The sequence below is a fragment of the Collinsella sp. CLA-ER-H6 genome, from assembly GCF_040092305.1.
In the GTDB taxonomy this organism is placed as follows: domain Bacteria; phylum Actinomycetota; class Coriobacteriia; order Coriobacteriales; family Coriobacteriaceae; genus Collinsella.
Genome location: NZ_JBBNLS010000017.1, coordinates 1 through 25087 on the forward strand (window position 1 = coordinate 1; position 25087 = coordinate 25087).

General features: G+C 62.6%; 24 protein-coding genes and 2 pseudogenes. 15 read left to right on the forward strand and 11 right to left on the reverse strand.

Annotated features, from left to right (window positions below):
• The first annotated feature begins 320 nt into the window (after nucleotides 1-320).
• The gene (locus AAAX77_RS07915) at nucleotides 321-740 is read left to right on the forward strand and encodes a YjdF family protein (protein ID WP_349105695.1); all 420 of its coding nucleotides are present in this window, start codon (nucleotides 321-323) and stop codon (nucleotides 738-740) included.
• Nucleotides 741-948: 208 nt separating this feature from the next.
• Here AAAX77_RS07915 and AAAX77_RS07920 read toward each other — a convergent pair whose 3' ends face one another.
• On the reverse strand, nucleotides 949-1398 hold the full coding sequence (locus AAAX77_RS07920) for a hypothetical protein (protein ID WP_349105697.1): 450 nt from the start codon (nucleotides 1396-1398) through the stop codon (nucleotides 949-951).
• 625 nt (nucleotides 1399-2023) lie between these two features.
• Between AAAX77_RS07920 and AAAX77_RS07925 the strand changes: the two genes are divergently transcribed.
• From AAAX77_RS07925 to AAAX77_RS07945, 5 genes are all read left to right on the forward strand, one after another.
• A complete protein-coding gene (locus AAAX77_RS07925) occupies nucleotides 2024-2752 on the forward strand; it encodes a lantibiotic protection ABC transporter ATP-binding protein (RefSeq protein ID WP_349105698.1) in 729 nt (242 codons plus the stop codon).
• Complete coding sequence (locus AAAX77_RS07930; protein WP_195448539.1) at nucleotides 2749-3519, forward strand: hypothetical protein; 771 nt, start codon at nucleotides 2749-2751, stop codon at nucleotides 3517-3519. Before AAAX77_RS07925 ends, AAAX77_RS07930 begins: the two co-directional genes overlap by 4 nt.
• Nucleotides 3520-3524: 5 nt before the next feature.
• The gene (locus AAAX77_RS07935; RefSeq protein ID WP_349105699.1) at nucleotides 3525-4334 is read left to right on the forward strand and encodes a lantibiotic ABC transporter permease; all 810 of its coding nucleotides are present in this window, start codon (nucleotides 3525-3527) and stop codon (nucleotides 4332-4334) included.
• Between the two features lie 221 nt (nucleotides 4335-4555).
• A complete protein-coding gene (locus AAAX77_RS07940; RefSeq protein ID WP_346979480.1) occupies nucleotides 4556-5218 on the forward strand; it encodes a response regulator transcription factor in 663 nt (220 codons plus the stop codon).
• A gap of 26 nt (nucleotides 5219-5244) precedes the next feature.
• Entirely contained in the window at nucleotides 5245-6633 is a 1389-nt protein-coding gene (locus AAAX77_RS07945; protein ID WP_349105701.1) for a HAMP domain-containing sensor histidine kinase, read from the forward strand.
• Between the two features lie 87 nt (nucleotides 6634-6720).
• Here AAAX77_RS07945 and AAAX77_RS07950 read toward each other — a convergent pair whose 3' ends face one another.
• Nucleotides 6721-6867, reverse strand: coding sequence for a hypothetical protein (locus tag AAAX77_RS07950; protein WP_349105703.1), 147 nt, complete (start codon nucleotides 6865-6867; stop codon nucleotides 6721-6723).
• Between the two features lie 347 nt (nucleotides 6868-7214).
• Here AAAX77_RS07950 and AAAX77_RS07955 point away from each other — a divergent pair, with 347 nt between their 5' ends.
• Nucleotides 7215-7889 carry a DUF3800 domain-containing protein gene (locus AAAX77_RS07955; RefSeq protein WP_349105704.1) on the forward strand — a complete coding sequence of 225 codons (675 nt, stop codon included), beginning with the start codon at nucleotides 7215-7217 and terminating at the stop codon, nucleotides 7887-7889.
• A 242-nt stretch (nucleotides 7890-8131) separates the two neighbouring features.
• Here the strand turns inward: AAAX77_RS07955 and AAAX77_RS07960 are convergent, their stop codons facing one another.
• The 9 genes and pseudogenes from AAAX77_RS07960 to AAAX77_RS08000 form a co-directional block, all read right to left on the reverse strand.
• On the reverse strand, nucleotides 8132-8716 hold the full coding sequence (locus AAAX77_RS07960) for a hypothetical protein (protein WP_349105706.1): 585 nt from the start codon (nucleotides 8714-8716) through the stop codon (nucleotides 8132-8134).
• A 28-nt stretch (nucleotides 8717-8744) separates the two neighbouring features.
• Nucleotides 8745-9284 carry a hypothetical protein gene (locus AAAX77_RS07965; protein WP_349105707.1) on the reverse strand — a complete coding sequence of 180 codons (540 nt, stop codon included), beginning with the start codon at nucleotides 9282-9284 and terminating at the stop codon, nucleotides 8745-8747.
• Between the two features lie 93 nt (nucleotides 9285-9377).
• On the reverse strand, nucleotides 9378-10595 hold the full coding sequence (locus AAAX77_RS07970) for an ATP-binding protein (RefSeq protein ID WP_349105708.1): 1218 nt from the start codon (nucleotides 10593-10595) through the stop codon (nucleotides 9378-9380).
• Between the two features lie 249 nt (nucleotides 10596-10844).
• Nucleotides 10845-10970: pseudogene (locus tag AAAX77_RS07975) on the reverse strand (transcriptional regulator); the annotation flags it as partial.
• Between the two features lie 701 nt (nucleotides 10971-11671).
• A complete protein-coding gene (locus AAAX77_RS07980; RefSeq protein WP_349105710.1) occupies nucleotides 11672-14341 on the reverse strand; it encodes a TnsA endonuclease N-terminal domain-containing protein in 2670 nt (889 codons plus the stop codon).
• 3 nt (nucleotides 14342-14344) lie between these two features.
• A complete protein-coding gene (locus tag AAAX77_RS07985; protein WP_349105770.1) occupies nucleotides 14345-15160 on the reverse strand; it encodes a hypothetical protein in 816 nt (271 codons plus the stop codon).
• Between the two features lie 3 nt (nucleotides 15161-15163).
• A pseudogene (locus AAAX77_RS07990) lies at nucleotides 15164-15841 on the reverse strand (site-specific DNA-methyltransferase); the annotation flags it as partial.
• A complete protein-coding gene (locus AAAX77_RS07995) occupies nucleotides 15826-16221 on the reverse strand; it encodes a hypothetical protein (RefSeq protein ID WP_349105712.1) in 396 nt (131 codons plus the stop codon). The gene AAAX77_RS07995 and the pseudogene AAAX77_RS07990, both read right to left, overlap by 16 nt.
• Nucleotides 16222-16230: 9 nt before the next feature.
• Nucleotides 16231-19098, reverse strand: a complete 2868-nt coding sequence (locus AAAX77_RS08000; RefSeq protein WP_349105714.1) for an ATP-dependent DNA helicase — start codon at nucleotides 19096-19098, stop codon at nucleotides 16231-16233.
• A gap of 654 nt (nucleotides 19099-19752) precedes the next feature.
• Here AAAX77_RS08000 and AAAX77_RS08005 point away from each other — a divergent pair.
• From AAAX77_RS08005 to AAAX77_RS08040, 8 genes are all read left to right on the forward strand, one after another.
• Nucleotides 19753-19971 (forward strand): helix-turn-helix domain-containing protein, encoded by a 219-nt coding sequence (locus AAAX77_RS08005; protein WP_349105716.1) that lies wholly within the window; start codon nucleotides 19753-19755, stop codon nucleotides 19969-19971.
• A gap of 78 nt (nucleotides 19972-20049) precedes the next feature.
• Nucleotides 20050-20298: a helix-turn-helix domain-containing protein gene (locus tag AAAX77_RS08010; RefSeq protein WP_071129839.1), complete on the forward strand. Its 249-nt coding sequence runs from the start codon at nucleotides 20050-20052 to the stop codon at nucleotides 20296-20298.
• Nucleotides 20299-20303: 5 nt separating this feature from the next.
• The gene (locus AAAX77_RS08015; RefSeq protein ID WP_349105718.1) at nucleotides 20304-20819 is read left to right on the forward strand and encodes a hypothetical protein; all 516 of its coding nucleotides are present in this window, start codon (nucleotides 20304-20306) and stop codon (nucleotides 20817-20819) included.
• A 14-nt stretch (nucleotides 20820-20833) separates the two neighbouring features.
• Nucleotides 20834-21622: an ATP-binding protein gene (locus AAAX77_RS08020; RefSeq protein ID WP_349105719.1), complete on the forward strand. Its 789-nt coding sequence runs from the start codon at nucleotides 20834-20836 to the stop codon at nucleotides 21620-21622.
• A 201-nt stretch (nucleotides 21623-21823) separates the two neighbouring features.
• Nucleotides 21824-22357, forward strand: a complete 534-nt coding sequence (locus tag AAAX77_RS08025; protein ID WP_349105721.1) for a peptide ABC transporter substrate-binding protein — start codon at nucleotides 21824-21826, stop codon at nucleotides 22355-22357.
• Between the two features lie 57 nt (nucleotides 22358-22414).
• Nucleotides 22415-22966 carry a hypothetical protein gene (locus AAAX77_RS08030; protein ID WP_349105723.1) on the forward strand — a complete coding sequence of 184 codons (552 nt, stop codon included), beginning with the start codon at nucleotides 22415-22417 and terminating at the stop codon, nucleotides 22964-22966.
• Nucleotides 22963-24780, forward strand: coding sequence for a VirD4-like conjugal transfer protein, CD1115 family (locus AAAX77_RS08035; RefSeq protein ID WP_349105725.1), 1818 nt, complete (start codon nucleotides 22963-22965; stop codon nucleotides 24778-24780). The genes AAAX77_RS08030 and AAAX77_RS08035 overlap by 4 nt, the downstream gene beginning before the upstream one ends.
• An 84-nt stretch (nucleotides 24781-24864) precedes the next feature.
• Nucleotides 24865-25080 carry a hypothetical protein gene (locus tag AAAX77_RS08040; protein WP_006234636.1) on the forward strand — a complete coding sequence of 72 codons (216 nt, stop codon included), beginning with the start codon at nucleotides 24865-24867 and terminating at the stop codon, nucleotides 25078-25080.
• The last annotated feature ends 7 nt before the right edge of the window (nucleotides 25081-25087 follow it).

The window sequence follows — 25087 nt, forward strand, 5'->3', positions numbered from 1 at the left end:
TCCGGACATGCCGTCCTCCGATCTCCCGGGGCCGGCCGGTCCGGCCCTCAGGGTATCGGGTTCCCACATTCATCCGCACATGTGCGGATGAATGTGGGAGGTGTTCGGATGAAGTTGATAATCAAGGTCAAGGAGCGAATCCCAGTAGCGCCATGTCAGCAGCGATGCCGGGCGCATTCGCACGTGCTACAATCCAACCACCAGAGATGAAAACACAGTCCCCGTCGGGTAGTCGTGGGCGTGCGCTAGTCCGCATCAGTAACCTGCCTCCTTGGTTGTCCCTTCTCTGCATGGTCATCTACATAAAGGAGGAACCAACCATGCAGATCAGCGTGTCGTCCACCCTGACCGTATATCACGACGGTCAATTCTGGGTCGGGCTGGCGGAACATGTCGAGGACGGAAGGTACGGCGTCGCCCGCATCGTCTTCGGCGCGGAGCCGTCCGATGAGGAGATCCTGCGATTCGTTACAAGCGAATGGGAGAAGCTCTCGTTCTTCGGCGACAAGGTCACTGAAACAAGCAAGCCCGCGAAGAACCCCAAACGGCGCGCCCGCGAGGCAGCGAAAGCCCTTAAACGGCCCGCGGTGAGCACCAAGGCACAACAGGCGCTCGCGGCACAGCGGGAAGCGATGAAGCGGGAGTCGGCTCAAGCAAGAAGTCAGCGTCGCGCGGATGAGGCGGAGACGCGCTTCGAGCAGCGAAAGTTGAAGCGCAAGCAGAAACATCGCGGGCATTGATCGCTATTTGCAGCAAGGCAAACCATATACAGCAGCGGCGCCAGTTCCACTTGAAGCCGACGCCGCGTAGACGCTGATGGCAACGGCTATGCACGGGCACGGGCGCGCCACCGCACTTCACAGCTTGTTTCTCAAGTATTTGGGACGCACACGCGGCGTTCAAAAATGCGGAGCGACTCCGCATGGCTCGAGACTGAGCCGAGGTGCCCTACTTCTCGCCCTCCAGCAGCCCCACGATACGGTCGATGTCGACGGCAAAGCGAGGCTTTCCCTCGCGCTCGTAGCGATCGAGGTATGCCTGGCACTCGGAGACAATGCGCTTGGTATTGCCGTCGATGATGTGCTGGAGCGTCTCGTAGTAGGCCGAGCCCTCGGTCCTGAAGCGGCGCTGGTAGGCCTTGGTTATGGGGAACATCTTGATGTAGTGGATGCCGTGGCGGCAGCCGGGGCGCGTCGTGGGGCGGGGTGGCAACGCAAAGTACTGGTCTTTGGGCACGTTAGGGGCAATGTTGGAACGCAGCGGCACGGCGAAGTCCCTGCGCTTCCCGTGGAAACGCAGCCTCACCACCACGATGCAGGGGCGATTGTGCTTAAGCATGAGTTCGCGGTCGCCCTCGACGAGGTCGAAGAAGTCCTGGGAGATGGATACGATCTTCATCGGTTACGCCCCCTTCATACGAAGCGGGGCCCGCATCGCTGCAGGCCCCTACAGGTGGGCGATATTCTACGCCTTGCGGCACCCCGTCGCCCACGGAGGTTAAACGTACACGTAAGCCGTACTCTGAAAGCCGCGGCTTCCGGCAAGTAGTTTATACCACGAAAGGTCGCTTTCAATGCGCATAGCTCGCAAAATAACACTCGCTGGGCCGTTTCGGCGTGCTCAACCTCCGCTCGATCTTACGCATGTTTTTTGGGAGGGCATGAATCGTCGCCCGTCACGGCGGCTTATACAGCCGTTTGCCTTTTTCGATTTAGCGTATTGCTCTTCAGATCATCGTTGTGTGCTCGTAGCTGCGCTCCACGAGGAGCCGCTCGGCAACGTCGAGAATATTCTCGACCGCCTCCTCCGGGTACTTATTGCGTGCCACGGGCACCTCCGTCCTTGTTATCGCGATAAACATACCATGAGTGGCGTACGGGCCGAGAAGGGCTGGCGCCAAAAGAGCCCAACGGCCGTTACAGCTTCGTTAGAAACGCGCCCCACCATGGATGGTGAACCCGAAAGGTAAGGCGCGCGGGCACGGCGACTCGGCCCGCGCGCCCAGAAGAGAAAGGACGAACCCATGGGTTACATGCTCGAGACGCGCGGGCTCACCAAGCGCTTCGGCCGCGGCGACCAGGCGCAGGATGCCGTGGCCGACGTGAGCCTTCATATCCGCGAGGGCGAGGTGTACGGGCTGCTCGGCCCCAACGGCGCCGGCAAGTCGACAACACTCAAGATGATCTGCGGGATGCTGCGGCCGACGGCCGGGGAGATCCTCTTTGCCGGGCACGCCTGGCGCCGCGAGGACCTCTACGCAATCGGCAGCCTCATCGAGGAGGCGCCGCTCTACCCCAACCTCACCGCGCGCGAGAACCTGCGCGTGCGCACCACGCTGCTGGGCCTTCCCGAGAGCCGCATAGATGAGGTGCTCGCCGCCGTGGGCCTCGCGGACACCGGGAAGAAGCGCGCCGGGCGCTTCTCGATGGGCATGCGGCAGCGCCTGGGGCTCGCGCTGGCGCTGATCGCCCGGCCACGCCTGCTCGTGCTCGACGAGCCCACCAACGGCCTCGACCCCATCGGCATCGAGGAGCTGCGCGACCAGATCCGCGGCTTCGCGGCGGCGGGCACGACGGTGATCGTCTCGAGCCACATCCTCTCCGAGGTGCAGCAGATGGCGGACACCATCGGCATCATCTACGGGGGGCGCCTCGCCTACGAGGATGCGCTTCGGCCCGGGCAGGACCTCGAGGAACTCTTCATGAGCGTCTGCCGGGAGGGGCGACGAGCGCGCGGGGAGGTGGCGGCATGACGGGCGAGAAAGGCGGCCTGCTCGCGGGCCTGCGCGCCGAGGCCCTGAAGTCGCGCCACGCGGCACCGGTTCGCCTGGCCGTGCTCATGGCGCTGCCGATGCCGCTGCTCGGCGCGATGCCCTACCGGGGCGTGCAGATCTTCAGCGCGTGGAACTACTGGTATGCGCTCTTCCTGCCCGTGGCTCTCTCGCTCGTGGTGGCTTGCGTCGCGCGGGCGGACGCGCGCACGCGGATGCGGGGGCTTCTGGGCCTGGGCTTCCCGCTCGGGCGCGCCTGGTGGGCCAAGGCGCTCTGGTGCCTCGCGCTCTGCACGCTCTCGAACCTCGTGGTCTTCGGCATCTACCTCGCGGGCTCGGCGTTCTCCTCGCAGGGCCTCACGGCCGCGGGCACGCTCACGATGCTCCTCTGCGCGCTCGCCAACACGGTGACCGCGGCGTGGATGATCCCCGCAGGGCTCTTCCTCACGGCGCGGCTCGGCATGCTCGCGGGCATCTTCTGCCCGCTCGCCGCGCAGCTCGTGGGTGGGTTCGCCTGGTCGCTGATGCCGCTGCCGCAGCTCTTTCCGCCGTCGGCGAGCATGGTCATCCCCACGAGTTTCATCCCCGTGCTGCCGAGCGGCGAGCCACTCGCCGCGGACATGGCGCTCGGCGGGGCGCTCACGGCGGACGGCATGCTCACACTGGCGGGCCTTGCGGTCTGCGCGCTCGCGTTCGCCGCGCTCACGGCGGCGGGCGCGGCCTGGTTCGCGCGCTCCGAGGAGAGGTGATGGCCATGACACGACTCTCCGACCCGACGCCGCGCATGACTCTCCCGCGGGCCCTGCTCTCCGAGGCCCTGCGCCTGGCGCGCTCCCCGCTCACGGCGGTGCACCTCGTCTGCGGCCTGGCAGCCGGTCTTGCCTGCGGCGAGTACTTCTCCGTAACCCGATGGGACCCGGCGCTGGGCGCGGACGCCTACGCCCAGTTCCTCGGCGCCCTCATGCCGCTCATGTCCGCCATCGTCTGCGGGCTCGCCGTGGACGAGGAGCGCGCTGCCGGGCGCCTCGCCAACCTCACGGCGGTCCCCTCGCGCGGGCGCGCCGTCGCGGCGAAGCTGCTCGCCCTTGCGGCGCTCGGCGCGGGCGCGCTGGCCGTGGCGCTCGGCGTGTTCGGGGCCGTGCTCTCCGCCGCCGGGCGCCTGCCGCTCGGGCCCGCTCCGCTTGCGGCCGCCTGGGCGGGCATCGTGCTGGGCAGCCTGCCCCTCTACGCGCTGGGGCTCGGCGTGGCCCTGCGCCTCGGCCGCAACGCCGCCATCGGCGCCGGCGCGGCGGGGATGCTCCTCGCGTTCTTCTCGGTGGGCGGACTTGCGCACGGCCTCATGACCGGCGAGCTCACCGGTGCCCTGGCGACGCCCCTGAGCTGGGTGCCGCTCGCCTGGCCCGCGCGCCTGGGGTCGCTCGGGGTGGAGGCCTTCATCGACGCCGCACGCGCGGCGGGCCCTCTCCTCACGACTGCGCTCGCTGGCCTCGTGCTCACCCTGGCAGCCGCCGCCATCCTTCTCGCCTGGTTCCGCCGCTTCGAGGACGGGAGGGCAGATGCGTAGGAAGCCGCTCGCCGCCGTACTCACCCTCCTCTCCGCAGCGCTCGTCCTGGGCGGGAATGCCCTGCTCGACGCCGGCTGGGGGGTCGGCGCTGCGCTCGCTCGCCGACCGCGTGCTGCCCAACCCCGAGATCGCCATGTGGGCGCCCGCGGCTGCGCGCGGGGCTCTGGACCGCTAAGCGCGGCGCAAGTACAATGCCGACGGGAGTTTCAGGAGGTCGAACATGGCGAGGATACTGGCAGTGGATGACGAGCGGGCGATCCTCGACGCGCTCGCGCGCGTCCTCGGCCGCGACGGCCATGAGGTCGTCAAGGCAACGGACCCGACGGCGGTCCCGGGGATGGACCTCTCGCGCTTCGACCTCGTGCTCTGCGACGTCATGATGCCGGGGCTCGACGGCTTCGAGCTCGTGCGGCAGATCCGCCCGGACTTCGACGGGCCCATCATCTTCCTGACCGCGCGCGTGGCCGAGGAGGACGCCGTGGCCGGCTACGGCCTGGGCGCCGACGACTACGTCCGCAAGCCCTTCGGGGCCGCGGAGCTGCGCGCCAAGGTCGCGGCCCATCTACGCCGTGAGCGCCGGCCGCGCTCGCACGCCCTCTCCTTCGGGGAGGTGCGGATCGACCTCGGGGCGCGCGGCCTCGCCGTGAGCGGCAAGGCCGTGCCGCTCACGCCCACCGAGTACGCCATCTGCGAGTACCTCGCCCGCCACCCCGGGCAGGTCATGAGCCGCGCGCAGATACGCGAGGCAGTGCTCGGCTGGGAGAGCGACGCCGACGACGCGGCCATATCCATGCAGGTCAGCCGCGCCCGGAGGAAACTCTCCGAGGCCGGCGCCGATCCGATCGCGACCGTCTGGGGGATGGGGTACAAGTGGCAGCTCTGAGGACCGGGGCGCGAGGTCGCGGGGGCATGCCGCTCTCCTTCGTCATCGCGCGCTACTTCGCCTACGCGTTCGCGGCGGTCGCCACGGCGTGGCTCGCCTCGTTCATGGCGCTCTCCGCGGCGATCAACGCGGGCTTCGTCTACGAGGCAAGCTGGGGGCCGGCCAATGCGCGCGAGGTCGCGGAGGGCCTGGCACGCGACGGCGTCTGTGGGCAGCAGGACGTGCCGACGGCGTACCGCTACCTCACCCTGAACAAGGACGGACACGTGCTGATGACAGACCTCGAGGGCACGCGGCTCGAGGACGCGACGGAAATGGCCCGTGCGGCACTCGCCGCGGATCCGGGCACAGTGGAGATCGAGGGCGGGGGCTCGGGCCTCACCTACGCCGCGTTCCCGCTCAAGGGCGGCGGGGCCTGCGCACTCGTCAGCGAGTACCTGCCGCAGTGGGTCTCGCGCGACCTCGCCGGCCTGCTTCCCAACCCGCAGAGCCTCATGCTCGTCGGCGCCGCTGCGGGAAGCGCGCTCGCGCTCGCGCTCGTGGCGCGCCGCGCGAGCCGCGTGATCTCGCGCAAGATGGCGCCGCTCGCGGAGGCGGCGGGGCGCGTCGGCGCGGGGGATCTCGACTTCGCGGTCGGCAGCACCAACGTGCGCGAGGTGAACGACGTCCTCGCCGCGATGGACGCCATGCGGGCCTCCCTCGCCGAGTCGCTCGAGGCCCGCTGGGCCGCGGAGCGGGGGCAGCGCGAGCAGGTGGCGTCGCTCGCCCACGACCTCAAGACGCCGCTCACCGTGCTGCGCGCCAACGCCGACTTCGTGGCGGAGGAGCTGGAAGACGAGAAAGACGCCGACCTCGCGGCCGCCGCGCGCGACATAGCCGGCGGTGTTGAAAGGCTCGACGGCTACGTGCGCCTGCTCATCGAGGCCTCGCGCGGGTCCGGCGGGGCGGAGAGGGCCCCCATGCGGCCGGCCGAGCTCTGCGAGCAGGTCCTCGCCGAGGCCGCCCAGATCGCCCGGGCGCGAGGCGTGACGCTCGACGCGGCAACGGGCCCTGCTGTCGCGGGCGCGCCCGAGGCCCCGCTCGACCGAACCGCCCTGGCGCGAGCCGCCGCGAACCTCGTGGCCAACGCCGCCGAGCACGCGCGCTCGCGCGTGGCGGTCTCCTGCGACGTCGAGGGCGGCCACCTCGTCATCGAGGTGTCCGACGACGGACCGGGCTTCTCTCCCGCCGCCCTCGAACGCGGCTGCGAGCGCCTCTTCACAGACGACTCCTCCCGCTCCTCGCGCGACGGAGGCCGCCACTACGGGCTCGGCCTCCACGCCGCCTCCGAGGCCGCGAGCGCCCACGGGGGCTCCGTCTCGCTCGCCAACAGCCCCTCGGGCGGCGCGGTGGCCACCATCGCGGTCCCCCTGTGAGGGCCTGACGACTCAGGCCCTCACACCGGCGTGCCTCGCAATCAAACGCTTCCCGGATAATAATGCCCGTTGCAGGGATCGCCCTGTCTAGTCGCCGCCCATGTGCATGAGCATGTCAGCGATGCGAGTCGCCATCTCGTCCGCCGCTGCACGGATGTTGGCGACCCAGGACGCAAGGCCGGCCTGATCGGATGCCTCCGCTTCAAGCACGTCGCAAATGACGGCGGCGACCACCCCGTGAGCCGCCCGCGGCCGGGCACGCGAAGGAGCCTCGAGACGAAAGGAGCTCAGGCACGCCCTCGTGGATGGTGTCACTGCGCCTCTGAATCAGGTTCATACAGACAAAGGCAAGCTTCGGGTTGTTATCGCAAACCAGCTCCAACGATAAATTCTCGTGTTCCGTAATCTTGAAGAAGCTGCGAATCTATTTCAGGGGCACTATCAACAGCGGTTTCATCCCGTTCCCCTCTTGCACTCACCGCCAGCACACGCTATAAGGTTGTTGGTGGCTCATTAAGCTACCTCCAGGTGCCGGGGGAGTCCCCCGGCTATTTTTTTATCCATTCCATTAGGAGTCCCCATTGGCCAAGGAGCTCAGCATCTTCGTCGACGAGAGCGGCGACCGCGGCGGCAAAGCTCGCTACTACCCGCTCGTACTCGTCTTTCACGACCAGGCAGGCAGCATCGCCGAGGCGGTCACGGGCTATGAGGCCAAGCTTGTCAGGGCCGATCTCCCTAACATTCCGTTTCACTCCGAGCCTCTCATGAACGGGCACAAGGACTATGAGTTTCTTGACATCGAGCAGCGCAAGGTTATGCTCGCCCGTTTCTCCTCGTTCGTCCGCAAACTTCCCATTTCCTATATCACGTTCGTCTACCACCGCAGCCAGTTCGAAGACCCGGCAAGGCTAATGGAACGTATGGGGCGCGATATCTCCTCTGCCACGATTGAACACCTGGGCTTCTTTCAATCCTTCGACGATGTGAAGGTTTACTACGACAACGGTCAGGACATTGTCAAACAGGCGCTTGACCGCTCGGTGGGCAAGGTCCTCTCAAAAGGGGTCGTCCGACGCCGCAAGACCTCGATGACCGATTACCGCCTCGAGCAAGTGGCGGATTACCTCTGCACCATCGAACTTGCCTTGGTCAAGTACGAGGCCAAGGAGAACGGTGAGACGTACAACAAGTTCTTCGGAGGTATAGGTTCTTTCAAGAGGAACTGGTTCAAGCAAGCCCGCAGCAAGCGGATATAGGTGGTTCCGCAGTCTCGCAGGGAGCGGTCGTCTCTCCTCCGGCCAGGGCCCCAAGCGACACGCTTCGAGCAGCGATAGCGAAACGCAAGCAACGGCGTCGCGGGCGCCTCGTGCGCCATAGTGTCCATGTGGTCATCTCCTATCGTCTCAGCGTGGTAGCTGAAGATTCTAGGCGCTGGCCACACCCCTTTTCCGGGGCGCCAACACCAACGTTTAGCACACAAGGAGTTTGACGAGATGGCTCAGCGAGTATTGAATCTATCCGCCCATGCAGCCACGTCGAATAACTCCAGATTGGGGTAACTGACCGTTTCGCCCGTTTCTTTAAGACAGGCCTCCGCGGCGTTGCACAGCGAGCTCGCGAGCGACGCCGCATCAACGCGGAACGTCACGCTCTTAGTCGCACGCATCCCGCTCTTGGGCGACGACCAGGAAGAGCAGAGGGCGTTGCACCCGTGGAGGACAAGCTCGAACTTGTAGTCGTAGTCGAAGCTCTCGTCTTTCTCGGGAGCATCGACCGACACATCGTAGTCGCCTGAATGCAACAGGGAGCACCGGAGCTTCCAGCACATCTTCCCATTAAAGATTTGACCTGGAATCGTTTCACCTTCGTTCGAGGGGTCTCCCGAAAACAGGAAGTCGTTTGCCGCCCAGTCATCAAACCACTTCACATACTGCCGCCCCGCCGCTCTCTTCCCGTTATGAAGGACGAGATTGGGATAAAGAAGCTGCCCCATGGCGTCGGGAATGGTAAGGGAAGACATAAGGGCTGGGATAAGGCAGTCTTTCTCAACCGCATTTCTAATCGATTCGACGAGTAGCTTCATTTCGATGCCTCAAAAAGTCTATGCGGTCTTATGCGAAGAAACGGCCGATCGGCCATGAGCCGAGCGTCGTTCGTGCTTCTTCGTCAAGTGACGCTCTGAGCGCAGAGGCCATGTCCGAGTCTCCGCGCAAGGCTGCTGCGCATGCTTTCGACAGCGCACTATCTGAATTCAGCTGGATTGCCATTAACTCAGATTTCTCCTCGCTAGTAAGATCTCGCTTTCGAGCGGCAATTTGATATCGATTTATCAGGGTTGCCTCTCGATCCGCAAAAGCTTCCAGGGCGTCTACGGTCATCTCGCAGCATTTCAGCAACTCTTCCTTACAGCACGCATCTTGATCGTAGGCTGATAGCATTTCAAGCATCTTGTCGTTGACGTAGGCAGAGCTAACTTCGGTGACTGGATACTGCTTCAACGTAGCGGCAAACACCTCGGCATCGATATTGGCAAGCCTCATATAGTCCTGCATCGTTTGGACGAACAGAGGCGCGACGACTACGGGGGCATCCCCCTCGCCCCGGAAGAACACCGAGACCGTCAGGTCATCCAGTCGAAGCCCATCGACCATTCGGTACATATCTTCAGATACTTGGTAAAACACGAGCTTAATCGGATGGTTCCCCAGATTGGACCTAACTGCCTCGCGATGAATCGCATGGCCCTAGAGGAAAAAGTCCCTCGCGCTCACGATGCGGATGCCGTCGATATCCGTGTCGTAGGAACCCTGCCTCACGACCACGATCTTCTCGTGGTTGTCTCGTATCGACTTCAGAGGGGCGATCTCTCGCTCCCTGGTCTCGCTTGCGAACATCTCGTCAGTCGCCTGCACGTAGAGCACGCGCCCGTCCTTCGTCGCAACGAAGTCGACTTCCTTGCCATAGAGCTTGCCCACATGCACGCTCCATCCTTCGTAGAGCAGCTGGAGATACACGGCGTTCTCGAACAGGCGGCCAGTATCCGTGACCCTATAGCCGGCCATCCAGGTCCTGAAGCCGGTGTCGACGATGTACTCCTTTGGGTTCGTCTTGAGGAGCGCCTTGCCGTGCAAATCGTAACGCGTGGCACGATAGAACAGGAAGGCCTCCTCAAGCGCACCCACATACGAGGAAACGGTCTTGTTCGTGGTCTTCGGCCCCGCAGAAGTTAACGCGCCGGCGATTCGACTCGACGAGCACTCGTTGCCGATGTTGTCCGCCAGGAATTCGGCCACATGGCGCAGCAGGGAAGGGTCAGTCACCGCACTTTTGCCCTTCCCGCGCTCACGGTTGACAATATCACGCACGGCGATGGCTTCGTAGACGCCGGACATGTACGCCGAGTGCTGCGCCTGGGTCGTCGAGAGGGATGCGATGGCTGGCATGCCCCCGTACTCAAGGTAACGAGTAAGCATGTCGTCGAAGAGAACGGGATCCCCCTCGGGAGTGAGAGCCACCGAAGTTCCCGATACGAACTCGATTCCGCAGAAGTCGGCGAACTCGGAGAAGGACAGGGGCAGCATCTTTACCTCTACGTAGCGCCCGGAGAGATAGGTGGCCAGCTCGCTCGAGAGAAGATACGCATTCGAGCCCGTGAGGTAGATGTCGCAATCGAAGTCGACCCTCATTGCGTTGACCGCATCCTGCCAGCCATCGATTCTCTGGGGCTCGTCTATGAAAACGTAGGTGCGACCCTTGTCCGACAGGCGCCCGCGAACGTAATCATAAAGCTGGTCCTCCGTCTTGATGCCCGTACCCTTGCTTTCCAGGTTGACGCTCACAAAGCCGCGGCCAGCGACTCCTTCAGACTCGATGGCCATCCTAATTAGATCGAGAAGGCTCGACTTGCCGCACCTGCGCACGCCCGTGATCACCTTGATGAGGTCGGTGTCACGGAAGAGCATCGCCTCCTCGAGGTATCTATCGCGGTTCCTGAGTCTGCCACCCTTCAAAAGCTGCTCCTAAAACTCGAATCTGGTTACACTTTTAGGAGTATCGTAACTCCACGCCACAAGATGAGCAAAGAGCGCACCTCGAGACGGATCGACCAAGGGGATTACGCACCTGCCGGGAGGCAGGGCAGCTTGCTCGATCGACGCGGACTACCAATTGATAAACCCCAAAAGCCGGACCGCACGGCGGCGCTCGTTTCGCTAAATCGGCTTGATGGGATGGCGAATCACGGTCTTGAGCTTCTCCGGCGCGTACTTGCGCGGGTCGGAGAGGTAAATCTCGTGACAGAGGCGGGATTCGGAGAAGTCGGGCGCATATCCCCGTTCCGCCGCAAATGCACGCATGGCGCCTATGATCGTCAGCTCGTCATCGTAAGGCCCGTATAGCAATGGGCGCGGATTCGGAAGATGCCGCGCCCATTGGCAAACACTATAGCATAGAATCGAACGTCTGTTCTACTCCCACTCTTTCACGCTCGTTTGTCGCCGCACCATTCCAGTTGGTTCTAGTTCGGTCGTCGGCTTCAACCGTCTTGCCGCCGAATCCCTCCGCGTGTCTTTACGTAGGCGTTTGGGACAAATCCTGGGACAAATCCGCGAACTATTTCGAAACCGTGAGCCCGTAGTTTCATTTTTGTCCCGGGGACAAAAACGGGAAGGTTTTGAGGCTCAAAATCGCCCGAAATGGATACAAGAACGGCCGACCTTCCTCTTTGGTGCCTCTTTAGCGAAGTGAATCGTAGCCAGCGGCTTTACCCTCTTACGTTCCCGCAGGTCAGAAGGGATATACAAGAGCGATGACCGTAAGAATCGTAGCAGGCGGCTTTGTTTCGACCTTAAGAACGGCCTTAAGCACCTTATCGTGCGACTTTATCGCCGATGTTCCCGAACCTGTGATCAACCGCATCGAAGTCGCAAGCGATGTACATCCCGGCCGCGGCGATGAGAAGTTGGTTAACGCCTGGTGCGTGAGGGCATAAGATAGCCCGCACTTTGAGTCGTGCAGTTCAAAGTGCGGGCTAGACAGCCTACTCGTCGAACAGAGTAGCGTTTGGTGTTTGTTCGATGCCTCTCGCAAGGGCAATCGACTCTTCCTGAGCTTCTTTGAGGCTCATTGCAGTCACGTCGTTCTCCATGATGAAGTTCCCGCCGATAATGCCGTACGCAATGTTCGACGCGTCGGCGATGTCGCGAGCCGCGGCGGCCTTTGCCAGCACGGTTTCATCGTCGATTTTGTTATCACCCTTGACCTCAATCAATTCAATCGTGCCATCACTCTTTTTGACATAAAAGTCGGGGTAATAACTACGAATTCGGTGCGACTCGGGGTCGACGTACTGAATCGCGAGTTCCGATTGTCCCGAGGTGAACATGCCAGTAAAGAAGACCTCCTCAGTCTTGTCCGAATAAACGAGCTGATTGAACAGCTCCTTCTCGGGTCGCGAGTCGAAGCAGTACGTATCGGCGTGAAAACTCTTCTCAGCGCAGTCATCGTATTCGGATTCCGAGCGCCTGACGACGAGCTCGGGCTTGGCGGAGAATTCGTAATAGGCAGAGTCCTTCGGCGCTTTGAGGAGGCTCACCTCAACAGGCTCCGCCTTCTTATCGACCTTAACCTCGAATAGGTGCTCGAAAATTCTAGGAACGATCACGTCGTAGATTAGCTCGTTATGCTTGTTCACATAAGAAAGCACGCCCTCGACGCCTTCAGCCGAGCCCTCGATTAGCTTTTCGATGGCAAGGCAGGTTACTGTCGGGCCAAGCTGCCTCGCCACTTCCGCAACGAGCGTCATTTCCGAGTAGGCAACCTGCTCGCCGGAGAAATCCGCCTTGACTTCCTTCAAGGAGAGGTCATGGGTTAGGCTTGCCTTCTCGTATACATGTGACTCGTATCGGCTCAGGTCAAGCTTGTCGAGCCCGAAGCAGACGCTCTCTTCGCCAGCGCGCTCCTCGAGCCGATATTCACGCCGAATCTTGGAGAGTTTGACCTTCCGTTCCGGAGGGACCATTCTCACCTGATACACATGCCGGTTGTCGCCGCTGTCCTTGAGGTCGGAAACGGTCATGTTGAAGTTCTTGTTTAGCTCGCTGTCGAGCGTCTCGAAGTTCGCCTCGGAAAGAAATACGGTGGCTCTCTGCTGCCCGACGCCGATCTGCCTCAGGCATCGCATCGTTGCCTGAAGGACAAAGATCTTAGACTTTGGTTCTCGGTCAAGTGCTACGCCGAAAAGCGACCTGCAGTTCCAACCCTCGCGGCCCTTGCCTACGAGAATGATGAACTGCTTGTCGTTTCCGCCCGCGTTCGGATTGTCCAGGTTGTTGAAGATGTGAATGTCCTCGGTTTTGGTAAGCTTAGTGTCTCCCGTGTTCACAAGAATCTTCGAGGTATCGATGCCGAGTTCGGCAAGAATCTTCTCGCAGGTAGGAAGAACCTCGTTCTCAACCTCCTCGATCTGCGTTGCGAAAATCGCCAGCTTGGGAAGAAGGCCCTCCACCTTGTTCTCGCCGTACGTGTTCCAGAACTCGGTGATTACGCTGCGCAGGAACGACTCGCTTCGCACATGCTCATACTTGCGCACACGAGCGGACTTGAGGTAGCCGCGGTTGATCGACTCGGCAAGGCCGTAAGCATAGAGGACGTCAGGGAGCACCTTGTTCTGCACATACGGCGTACCGGTGAAGTTGTAGCACGCGACGACTCCCGACCCCTTGTTGGTCAGGGCCTCGTCAAGCAGGTTGATTGTGCGGCGAAGGCCGTTCTCCGTCTTTTTGTCAGAAAGGGATCTCTCCAACGCCTTGCCGAAGAGGTGGTGCGCCTCATCAACGTATATGCCCATCTGGCCAAGTCGACATAGCTTTGCGAAACGCTGGTTAAGGATGAGGTCGCCCTCGTCCTGAGAGTCAGCATCGGCGTCGTCGCCGTAGACAACGCTCAGAAGCCCCGACGGCATCGTGAAAAGCCGCTCTGCCGCAGACGTCTCGGCATGCTTCCTCTTTGCGATGATCTTCTGGTCGTTGGAGATGACGAGGTTGAAATCCGACCCGTCGAGCGTATGAAGGGTGGTGCCCGTGTCCTCCAGGAAGTGCACCCGAAGGTTTTGGTCGATGACGGAAACGTATTCGGGAGGGACGACGAGCGACTTGTCGAAGGTCGGAATCTCCTTTAGCGACTGAAGCACCGTTTTGTCGGGCGCAAACACGAGGGCGTTGTGACAGAACCTCTCGTCCCGCGGGAACTTGTTAGCAAGCAGGAACTCGTAGAAGATGCAGGTGGCCATCAGGATGGTCTTACCCAATCCCATCGTCAGGGCAAAGATGTAGTTGGGGTAGTTCTCCGAGACGTTCCTCATCTGCTTGAAGAGCGTCGCAGTCTGCTTGTCGCTCGCGGTGTCGAAGAGCGTCTCCTGGCCACGCGAGTAGAACGATGCGTCAGCGAAGACGCCCCGTCTCTTGCGCCAATCGTCGAAGATCTCGTACATCGGCCTGTTCCCGAGAAACTCTTTCACGAAAACGTACATCTCGAACGCCTCGAACTGCGGAGGCCGCAGGAAGGCATCGGGGTTGACTGCCCGGTCGTTGTAGTCGAGGATCTTAAGGGTGATCCGCTTGTAGTTCTTGCGGATGCGTCCCTTGTTGTCCAAGTAGTAATGTCTTAGCTGCTCATAGAAGGCAAACGTCTCATCGTACTGTTTCGCCATGGCCTATCCCACCTCGACCTCAAGCGACTCGGAGAGCACGTCGGTGATCTTCACCTTGATACGGCCAGCATCGGCAGGAACGTCGTAGACGCCAACGACGAGTCCGTTCTTTTCAGGAATATCGATAACTGCCGGCTCGAGCACGGCTCCGTCGTAGTTCCAGTCGACAAACACCGACTCCACGAGCTCACGCCAATCGCTGACTGATTCCTTCTGCAGGCTCAACTTCTGGAGCAGGTTCATTGGGTAGAACGACTTAATCGTGAGCTTGCCGTCCTCAACGATGACGCTCGCCTCAGCCTCGCGCTTGAACTCGAGTTCCTTCTTGTCGCGTAGAATGTCGACGATCTCGACATCGACCACGTATTCACTCAGCTCGTTCTCAAGTGCAGCCTTAAGGTCAGGCTCGTGCCCCATGCAAACAAGCGTGATGTGGTCTACGGCTGCGGACGGATTCTCCTCCTTATGCGCGTCGTAAACGGCGTAAGGCAGGTTGGCGACAAGCCCCTCGAGGTCCGCTCGGGTTGCGATACGGTTCGTTGGGAGGATCTTCACCTTTCTGCCATCGAGCTCGCCGTCGAAGACGTTGTCGATTGTAAACGGTTGGATGTCGAGCGCCTGGATGAGCAGTTCCTTCGCCTCTACCGGGTTCCGGAAGAAGTCGTAGTTATTGACGTTGTAAACCTCAAAGCCGAGATACTTGTCCTCGTTGCCAATCTGTCGACCGAGCTCGTCGGTAACTGTCAGCAGCCTCTTGGTCGTGGTCTGAATCGACCCAAGGTTAATGTCGGCACCAATGAAGCGGCGGCCGAGCTTCATAGCCACAGCTTGAGTTGTCCCGCTTCCCATGAAGCAGTCGAGGACGAGATCCCCCTCGTCGGTAGACGCTTCAATAATTCGTTGAAGCAACGCTTCGGGCTTTTGAGTAGGGTAATCAGTTCTCTCGGCGGCCACGGGGTTTAGCGGGATGATATCTTCCCACCAGTCGGAAACTGGGTTGCCCTTATTCTCATCTAGATAGGATTTGCGGCATGGTGTACCGTTGCTTGTCAATTCCACTCTATTTTCCGCGATGAGATTATCAATCTTATCTTGCCTCGGCCAACACCTCCCGGCAGGCGGAGCAATCATCTTCCCGAAGAAAGAACGAGGCTCTCCTTGTCCCGGCCCATGAAGCGGTACGAGCATGTAGCGACGCCCGTTTTCGGATTTATTGAAACGAGCAACATATTCGTCCGAATGCTCAGTGTACTGAGTATGGAATTTGACCAGCGGAGTTTTGCGATAAACAAGAATCGTATCGTGAACTTTGCCAAAGTAGGTAGCGTCCGAGTGGGCAGCCCTGGTTCGCTTCCATACAATTTCGTTGATCATATTATTGGGCCCCATGACCTCGTCTAGAACACAGCGAAGTTGGGCGACTTTATGCCAATCGCAGTGAAGATAGAGCGCGCCATCGTCGGACAGAAGCTCGCGCAAAATTATTAAGCGTTCATACATAAATTGAAGGTATTCGTCGCTCGTCCAAATGTCACCGTATTGCTTCTCTTCAAAAGCAAGCAGTCATTTTTTACGACTTTTCCTTTGAGCTTGATCTTCTTCTTGTAGTCCGCCTTCGAGTCAAATGGCGGATCGATGTAGATAAGGTCAACTTTGCCGCGATATTCCTTGAGCAGGTGGCTCATCACCTGAAGGTTGTCGCCCCAGAAAATCTTGTTCATCCAACCGTCGGTCGGCTCGCCGTAGCTCTCCTTGAGCTGTGCGGGGAAGTACTGCGTCGAGCGGTATGGGCGCTTTCCCGTCCACCTCAGCTCGGGGTATCCCTTGATTACAGGTCGGTCGTCGAACTCAAAGAGCTCTCCGGTCTCGTTTTGTGCCATGTCTAACTCCTAGTTTTTGCAGTAGTAGCGGAAGTCGCAGTTTTCGCAGAGCCGCGCGTTTGTGGCACGGCAGGAATACTCTCTCCTCATTATCTTATGGGCAACGTCGTCGAACTCGGCCGCGACGGCGTCGATTGATCGCTTGTCGCGGCTGAAGGTGATCACGGGGTTCCCCGACTCCTCTCCGGTGTAATAGAGCTTCATCTTGCCCACGGACCTGCCGGTCTTCTCCTCGATAAGGTGCGCGTAGAGGAGGAGCTGTTTGCGATACGTCTCGAGCAGCTCGTAGTCGCGGTTGACGTCGGGCTTGCGTTCCGATTTGAAATCGACGACGTCGACGGTGCCGTCGTCGCCTTCGATGAGGTCGACGGTGCCGTGGATGATGTAATCGGGCTTGGAAAGGCCAATCTGCACCTCAGCCTCAACGATGTCGTCCCACCTGCCGGCACGCCTCTCGATGTAGCGCCTGACCTGCCGCTTCGCGGCATCGATCACGACCTTGCTCAAGTAAGCGTGCTGACTCGTGGAGAGCGTCTCGTAGTTCGACTGGAGCCAATCGTCCGCGTTCTCCAATGTGATGCGGTCGCATTCGCCCCGCAGCGCCGCACGGTGCACGTCCTCGATCGTCTGGTGCACAAGCTGGCCGAAGAGCGTCGCACCCACGCGAACGGGGGTGAAGCCGAGCTCGCGAAAGAGCTTGTACTGCACGGAGCACCCCTCGTAGAGGGAGATGTCGGACGTGAACGAATAGACGGGCTTGAGGTCGCTCTCCTTCACGTGGTGGAAGGCGAACTTGTCGAACGGGAACGTGTCGGGATTACAGGTGGGCAACTCGCCGTAGGGCTCCTCGAACGCCTTGCCGATCTTCCTGGTTCCCTCTCGGTGTGTGAGAACGAGCAGGTCTTGGGCACGCGAGAACGCGGTGTAGTAGAGCCGCCAGAAGTCGAAGTACTTGATGGAGTCGATGGGCTCATATGCCTCTCGGGCGCCGTAGCGGTCCTTGATGCCCTGGAGCACCTCGTCGCCGGCCTTCGTGGGCGTCGCGTAGAGCGAATCCACAACGACAATGGGGAACTCCATCCCCTTCGACTGATGGATGGTCAAGAAGGGCACGCAGCCGCTCGGCACGTATTCCGTCTCGTCTTCATACTCGTCAATGCCGCCTAACATAAGGAAGCGAAGATAGGTGTTGAAAAAGCGTTCGAGGGTAGCGTCGATTCTTTCGGCGGTGAAGATGTCTACGCGCTGCAGGTACTCGAACTTGCTCGTGATCCCAACGAGAATCGAGAGATTGCGCACTGACCTCTGGTCATGGACGCCCGTATCAAGGGGCGTGTCGATAATCGACTTGAAGGGCTCAAACTCAAAGAGCTGGTAGACAAGTCCTGAAAATGCGTAGTCCGTGTTCTTCGCCATAGTGGTATGCGCACGTCCCGTGGCGGCAATCCACTTGCGAAGAGCCGCGTTGTCCTCGTCCTTAAGCAGCTCGTTCGCCTTCAGGATACACGAGACGTAGTAGCGGATGCTTGTCTCGTCCGCATACTTAAAATCACCTGTCTCGAGGCGCTGCACGTATCTCGGGAAAAGCAGCAGCAGAACTCCGATTGCAAGCTTTACCTCGCCGCGCTCGAAGAAGACGTCCGAGCGCGGCGAGTAAACACTGACTCCGCGCTCTTCAAATCGCTCGGCAAGGTCGCGAGCGTTTCTGTGCTTGACCGATTTGAAGAGGAATGCGATCTGGTTGTAGTCGTCGATTGCGCCGCGCTTCTTAAGCTGCAAGACAAAGTCGCAAACGGTATCGCACCAATAGTCCTCGTCATCGCCGATCCTGACCACGGCCGGCGCACCATCGACGCCTTTCCTCGTAGCGTATATCGTCTTCTCGAAGCGATAGCCCTCCCAGTCGAATCGAAAGCGTGGGCCAGCGGTGCGCTCCATCCACTCGTTGTAGAACGCAACGATCCCCGGGTCGGAACGGTAGTTGTCGGTAAGGGCGATGCGCACGCAATCGCCATCGCCGAACTTGTCAGGAAACTCCAGGATGTTTCGGATCGTGGCGCCTCGAAAACGGTAAAGGCCCTGGTCGTCATCCCCGACAACACAGACGTTATGGCTTTTCTTGGAAAGAAGGAGGGTTAGCTGTTCCTGGATATAGTTCGTGTCCTGATACTCATCGACCATGACATACTTGATTTGGTCATGTACTTCGGAGAGCACGTTCGGATGCCAAGCGAGCAGCTGGTACGCCTCAAGCTGGATATGAGCGAAATCGAGCCAGTTCTTTTCGGTCAGCATCTCGTTGTACGCTTCGGCTACCTCGGCATAAGCGAGCGTGATGGGGTCATCGCTCTTGAGCATCTCTTCGACGTCGACGAGCTCCTCAGACATCGCGTTGGCGATGCTGCAGATTTGCTCGCACGTGTCCCACACGCGCGTTTTCTTTGGGAGCTCGGCGAAGTGCTCAAGCGATTTGAAACGACTCCAGTAGTTCTGATATACGAGATATTGCTGGTCGAAGGAATCAGCAACTCTGTAGTTCTTTCTTACGTTCGAGTATTCGATATGCTCCTTGATAAGCCTTAGGCATATCGAATGGAACGTACCAACGTACATCTCATTGACGTCGAACTCGACGCCGTTGGCGGCGAGCTCGTTGGAGATTCTCGTTATAAGCTCCTTTGCGGCCTTTTCGGTAAATGTCGCAACAAGAATGCTCGAAGGGTCGACGTGCTTTTCCTGCACAAGGTAAGAGACACGCTTAACGAGAGTGAACGTCTTCCCAGTTCCAGGACCCGCGGTAACAAGGAGCGGCCCCTCGGTTGAGGTGATGGCGTTGCGTTGTGCATCGTTCGCGCTACCGAAATCAAAGCCATCCATTCCAGACACCGCCCTTGAGCTCGAGGTTACATTTAGAATCAGCATGCGACAGATTTTAACATCATGCGCAAACGTCAGAGCCTACCTGCTGGTTTATCGCGCGTTGCTGCACGAATCTTCAGCCAATTCACCGCCGTCCTATTAGCCCTTAAGAACGAGAACGATAGCGAAATACGTTGCCGACGTCCGCTCGTCCGCCCTAGCTTGCCCAGACGCCCCTCCCGCGATGCCCATGTCCCAACGGATGGGTACCATTTATCCGGGTGCACCTGGGGCAACGGGCCGACAGGCCCGCGCAAGGTCGCTCGCAGAACACGCAACATCAAACACGACAGAAGAGGCGAACGACAGATGCCGGACCCCGGACGACAGCACCGCGGAAGACGAGCATTCCGACCACAACCGAACAACTCCAGCTACTAGGCAGGCGCCCGCATGGGCGCCTTTTACTTTTCAGGGACTTAGCTGAGAGCTAAGCCACGCGGCTCATGGCCGTTTCGTGGAGGCCCGACCAGCTCGACCCACCTCGACCCGTCTCCGTTCCCGCCATGCGCGCCAAGCGCCAGCAGGCGGTTCAATCGTCGCGCAGACGAAAAGGGACACTGTGCCGCGCGGTGTGCCCGCACGGTGCCGCACGGGAAGATTGGAGGAACCATGGCACGCACAGCCGAATGCGCCGCGTCCGAGAACAACCAGGGCCGCGACGAATGGATGACGGTGATCGAGATGCAGGAGTACATGAGGGCGAGCAGAAACAAGGCGTACGACCTCATCTGGTCGGGAGAGATCGACTCGTACAGGCTCGGAAGGAAGCTCCTGGTTTCGAGGGCGTCCGTGGACGCCTACATCGAATCGAGGAGCGGCAGGAAATGACGGCGGCGACCGCCCCGGGAGCCGCCCGCGGCCGGGCACGCGAGGGAGCCTCGAGACGAAAGGAGCTCGAGGACGACCATGACCAAGAGCACTAGCAGGAGCCAGGTGAGGCTCATCGCATCGACCAACGCGATATTCGGCGCCGACGAGGCGTGCGCGATGCTGCGCATCAGCCGCGACGCCATGTACCGGCTCGCAAAAGACCCCGACGACCCGTTCCCAATCCGCTACATCGGCGGCAAGACGCGCGACGGCATCGTGCTGCACGACGAGCTCGTCGCATGGGTCGAGCGCAACAGCGTCGTCGGCTCGCCCAGAAGGGGCTAGCGCCGATGGCGGCCGCAGGCCCGAGGGGGCGCGACGGCCCCTCCCCGCGCGAGTTCACGACGGTACGGCACTTCATGATGGCGGACCTGGGCCTCTCCGGCCTTCCCCTGCTCGTCTACGCGCGCATCTTCGGCTTCTGCGACGCCGGGTGCGGCTACTTCGAGAGCAAGGGCGGCCTGGCCCGATTCCTCAACGTGCAGGAGCGCAGCGTCCACCGCGCCATCCGCGACCTGCTCGACCGGGGCCTCATCGAGGAATGCGGCGTGCACGCCCCGGCGCGCGGGCACGCCACCAAGCGGTACCGCATCGTGCGCGAGAGGCTGCCGCCCGGAGCGCTGGCAACCCCTGACGATTCGTCAGGGTTCCCGGCGCGAAAGGGTGACGAAATGACAGGGTTCGCCGAGAACAAGGGTGACGAACCGTCAGGGTTCGCAGCCCGAACCCCTGACGAGATGACAGGGAAACCCCTGACGATATGCCACCCAATAAGCAAAAGGGACAACAAGGACTTCAGAAGATAAGGAAGGGGCGCCCGATGGACCGAGCGGGACTCATCACCCTGGAGCAGGCCCGTGCGGCCGGGCTCTCCTTCGACGAGCCGGAGCCGAGGGCGTGCCCGCACTGCGGCGCCGCCCTCGAGCCGCTCGGCGCGGCGTTGGCGGGCAGGGTCGCCTGGGTCTCCGCCGCCCCCTGCCCGTGCGAGGGCGCGGTCAGCGAGCGGGAGGCCGAGGCGCGAAGGCGCGCCAACCTCGCCGCCAAGGAGGAGGAGGCCCGCCGGGAGAAGGCGCTCTCGCGCGCGGGCATCCCCAGGCGCTACTGGGCCGCCGAGGCAGACCGCCCCGAGTTCGCCGAGTACATCGCCTCGTTCGCGGGCAACGGTGGCGCCGGGCTCTACATACACGGGGGCGTCGGTGCCGGCAAGACGCACGCCGCCTCCGCCATGGCCAGGCTGTTCGCCGAGGCGGGCTACGAGGTCGCCTTCACGACCGCCAAGGGCATGCTCGAGCGCGTGAAGGCGACGTTCGACGAGGGCGGCACCGAGGCCGCCGTCGCGCGGTACGCCAAGTGCGACGTCCTCGTGCTCGACGACCTCGGCAAGGAGGACGCGACCGAGTGGTCCGTCGGCACCGTGTTCAGCGTGCTCGATGCGCGCTACGAGGACATGCGCCCGACCATCGTCACGTCGAACTACGCGCCCGGCGCGCTGGCGGACAGGCTCGCGAGGCGCGGCGAGCGCGTCACGGCAGAGGCCATCGCGAGCAGGATCTCCCAGACCTGCAGGCCCGTCTACCTGGGCGGAAGGGACAGGCGCCGGCGCGGCTGACCTGTGCGCTTCCCGTGGAGGCGCGGACGGCTCGACCCAGCTCGACCCATCGCGGGCGGCCCCGGTCGCCGCCGCAATCGAAATCGCTATACACGTCTTGGGCGGCGCCGACGCGCCAGCACGCACGCCTGCTCCGACTCGCACCGTGCCCCCATCGCGAGGACGCCGCCCGCCAAGCAACAAACGAAAGGCGGAGGGCCCATGGACGGCTTCGAGAGGATAACCGGCCGCGAGCACGACGGGCTCGTGGAGAAGTGCCAGGAGAACGGCTGGCTCAAGGTCGGCGGCTTCGACTGGCAGGACGACCCGTTCCTCGAGGAGTACCCCTACGAGTTCTCCCGCACGGACAGCGTCGACAGGCTCCGCGAGGCGCTCGGCTCGGGCAACTGGGCCATACGCCAGGGGTTCTGCTACCGCGACCTCGCGTTCATCCAGCAGGTGAACGGCGGCGACGAGTGGTGGACGCTCAAGCGCGACGGCGACGCGTGGACCGGCTTCGAGAGCTGGAGCTTCGGCGTCATCGCCCAGGAGCCCGAGCGCTTCGAGCGCGCCATGCGCGACATGTGCGAGGCGACGCCCGAGCAGTGCCGCAGCGGCGAGTGGGCCCATCTGCACGAGAAGGCGCCCGAGCCGCTGGCGCAGCGCGCCGCGTCCGCCCGCGAGGCGAGCCGCGCGCACGCCGGGCAGGAAGCCCGCGCCCCAATGGCGCGCGAGAGGGCCGTCGGGGCCGAATAGGGACGACCGGGGCGCGAAGGCGCCCCTTTTTCATCTCGACTGGAAGGGAGGCGCGGGATGGCGAGCGACTACGGGGACGAGGCGGGCGGCAGGCTGCTCGACTGGATGCTGAGGATCGGCCAGGAGGCCGGCGCCGAGGCAATGGAGCGCAGCGCGAGGGAGCTCTCCGAGCGCCTCGCGGGAATCCGCGGGACCATCGCCGGCGGGCGCGCCGAGGCCATTGCGGCCGAGGGCGTGCCGACCTACGCGAAGCTCAGCCTCGAGGAGCTCTCGGGGCTTCCCGAGTACGCGACGATCAAGGAGGTCGTCTCCGACAAGCTGCGCGCCGCGTCGGTCGAGCACCACATCATCCCCGGCGAGGGCCGCGACTGGCTGCTCTTCAAGGTGGAGGACGCGCCCGAGGTCGACGAGGCCTTCCGCCGGCTCGAGCAAGAGACGGGCAAGGCTGCCGAGCGCGCAAGGGAGCGGCTCTCCGAGATAGCCGAGAGGCGCCAGGCGCCCGAGCGGCTGGCCGAGCGCGCCGAGCGTGCGCGCGAGGCGTCGAGGGCCCACGGCCAGGGCCTCGGCCGGGACCGCGGCCCGCGCCAGATCGAGGGGCCCGAGAGATGAGGTGGCAGGCGGCGGCCGCGCTGGCCGCGGCGGCGTTCGCCGCGGGAGATTTCGCGGCCGCGGCAATCGCGGCGTCGGGCGCGAACCCGATCCTCGACCCGGAGGCCGCCTTGGCGGCGATCCCGGCGGCGCTCCGCGCGGGGCGCGTCTTCTCCGCGGAGGCGCTTCCCCTGTGCGCGGGGACCGCCTGCGCGTGCGGCGCGCTCCTCGCCTGGGCCCGCTCACTGGGGTCCAAAGGGGCCCGGCGCGACGGCGAGGAGCACGGTAGCTCCAGGTGGGCCACGCCTAAGGACATCGCGCCCTTCGGCGACCCCAAGGACCCCGACAACAACATCATCCTCACCGACAACGCGCGCATCCGCCTCGTGAGCCGCAGGTTCGACCTCTCCACCGACACCAACGACAACGTGCTCGTGGTGGGAGGACCCGGCACCGGCAAGACGCGCTACTACGTCAAGCCGAACCTCCTGCAGGCCAACGCCAGCTTCTTCGTGACCGACCCGAAGGGCACGCTCATCCGCGAGATGGGCGGCGCGCTGGCGGAGCTCGGCTACGAGATCCGCGCGTTCGACACCATCGACTTCACGCGCTCCATGCGCTTCAACCCCATAGCCTACATACGCGACGAGGCGGGCGTCATCCGCTTCGCCCGCGGCATCGTCGCCAACACCGAGGGCGACGCCGGCCACAAGGGCGACCCCTACTGGGAGAAGGCCGAGCGCCTGGTCTACACCGCGCTCACGGCCTACCTCGTCATGCACTGCGAGCCCGCCGACCGAAACCTCGACGGGCTGCTCACGCTGCTCTCGCTCGCCGACGCCCGCGACGACCCGGGCTACATGAGCCCGCTCGACATGGTGTTCCGCGAGCTGGAGACCGGCGAGCGCTACGTGAGGCGCGGCGGCGCCTCGGCGGAGGGCGGTTCGCTGCGCGGCTTCGCCGAGGAGGACGGCGCGTGGGAGTGGGTCAAGGTCCGCGAGCCCGCGCCGCCCGACGACTTCGCGCTCGCGAGCTACCGCGAGTTCCGCGTGGCCGCCGGCGACACCATGAAGTCGATGCTCTCGAGCTGCAACGTCCGCCTGAAGCCGCTGTCCATCAGGGCCGTCCGCGACCTCACCTCCGAAGACGAGCTCGACCTCGCCCACATGGGCGACGAGGGCGCCAGGGTCGCGCTCTTCGCGTCGATGAGCGACACCGACTCGACCTTCGACTTCCTGTTCGCCCTGCTCATGGACACGGCCGTGAGCGCTCTTTGCGCCGAGGCGCTCGAGGCTCACGGCGGCTCGCTGCCCACGACGGTGCACTTCGTCTTCGACGAGTTCGCCAACATCGGGCGCATACCCGACTTCGAGCGGACCATCGCCGTCACCCGCAGCAGGAACATCGCCGTCTCGATGATCGCCCAGTCGCTCTCGCAGCTGAAGGAGACCTACGGCGACAACAACGCCGAGACCATCGTGAACGCCTGCGACACGCTGCTCTACCTGGGCGGCAAGGCGAACGAGACCAACGAGGAGATCAGCAAGATGGCCGGCAAGCAGACGGTGGCGAGCGAGACGCAGAGCGACTCGCGGGGCGCCGGCTGGACCCGGACCGTGAACCGCGGCATCTCCGAGCGCGACCTCATACAGCCCGCCGAGGTGGCGCGCATGCCGCGCGAGGACGCGCTCGTGCTCGTGAACGGGTGCATGCCGCTCATGGACCGGAAGTACCGGCTCGAGCGCCACCCGCGCTCGAGCCTGCTCGAGGAGGCCGCGCGCCGCGGCCCGTTCGACTTCGCGGAGTACCGCAGGCGGAAGGACGGCGCCTCGTGACGGGGCCGCGGAGGGCGCGGGCCTCCCCCGCCGCGGGGGAGGAGCAGCAAGGAACATCGTCAACCGAAAGCAAAGGAGAGCAGCATGCTCGCAAACGTCATCAAGCTCGTGTCGGGCTGCGTGACCTTCCTCGGCGGCTTCCTGGTCGTGTGGGGAGCGGTCTCGCTCGGCCTGGCCATCAGGGAGCAGCAGGGCGGCCCGCAGATCGCGACCGCCATATCCACCATCGCCGGCGGCGCGATCATCATCGCCGCGTCGGTCTACTTCGGGCAGCTGGACACGTCCTGGCTGCCGGCATAGGGGGCGT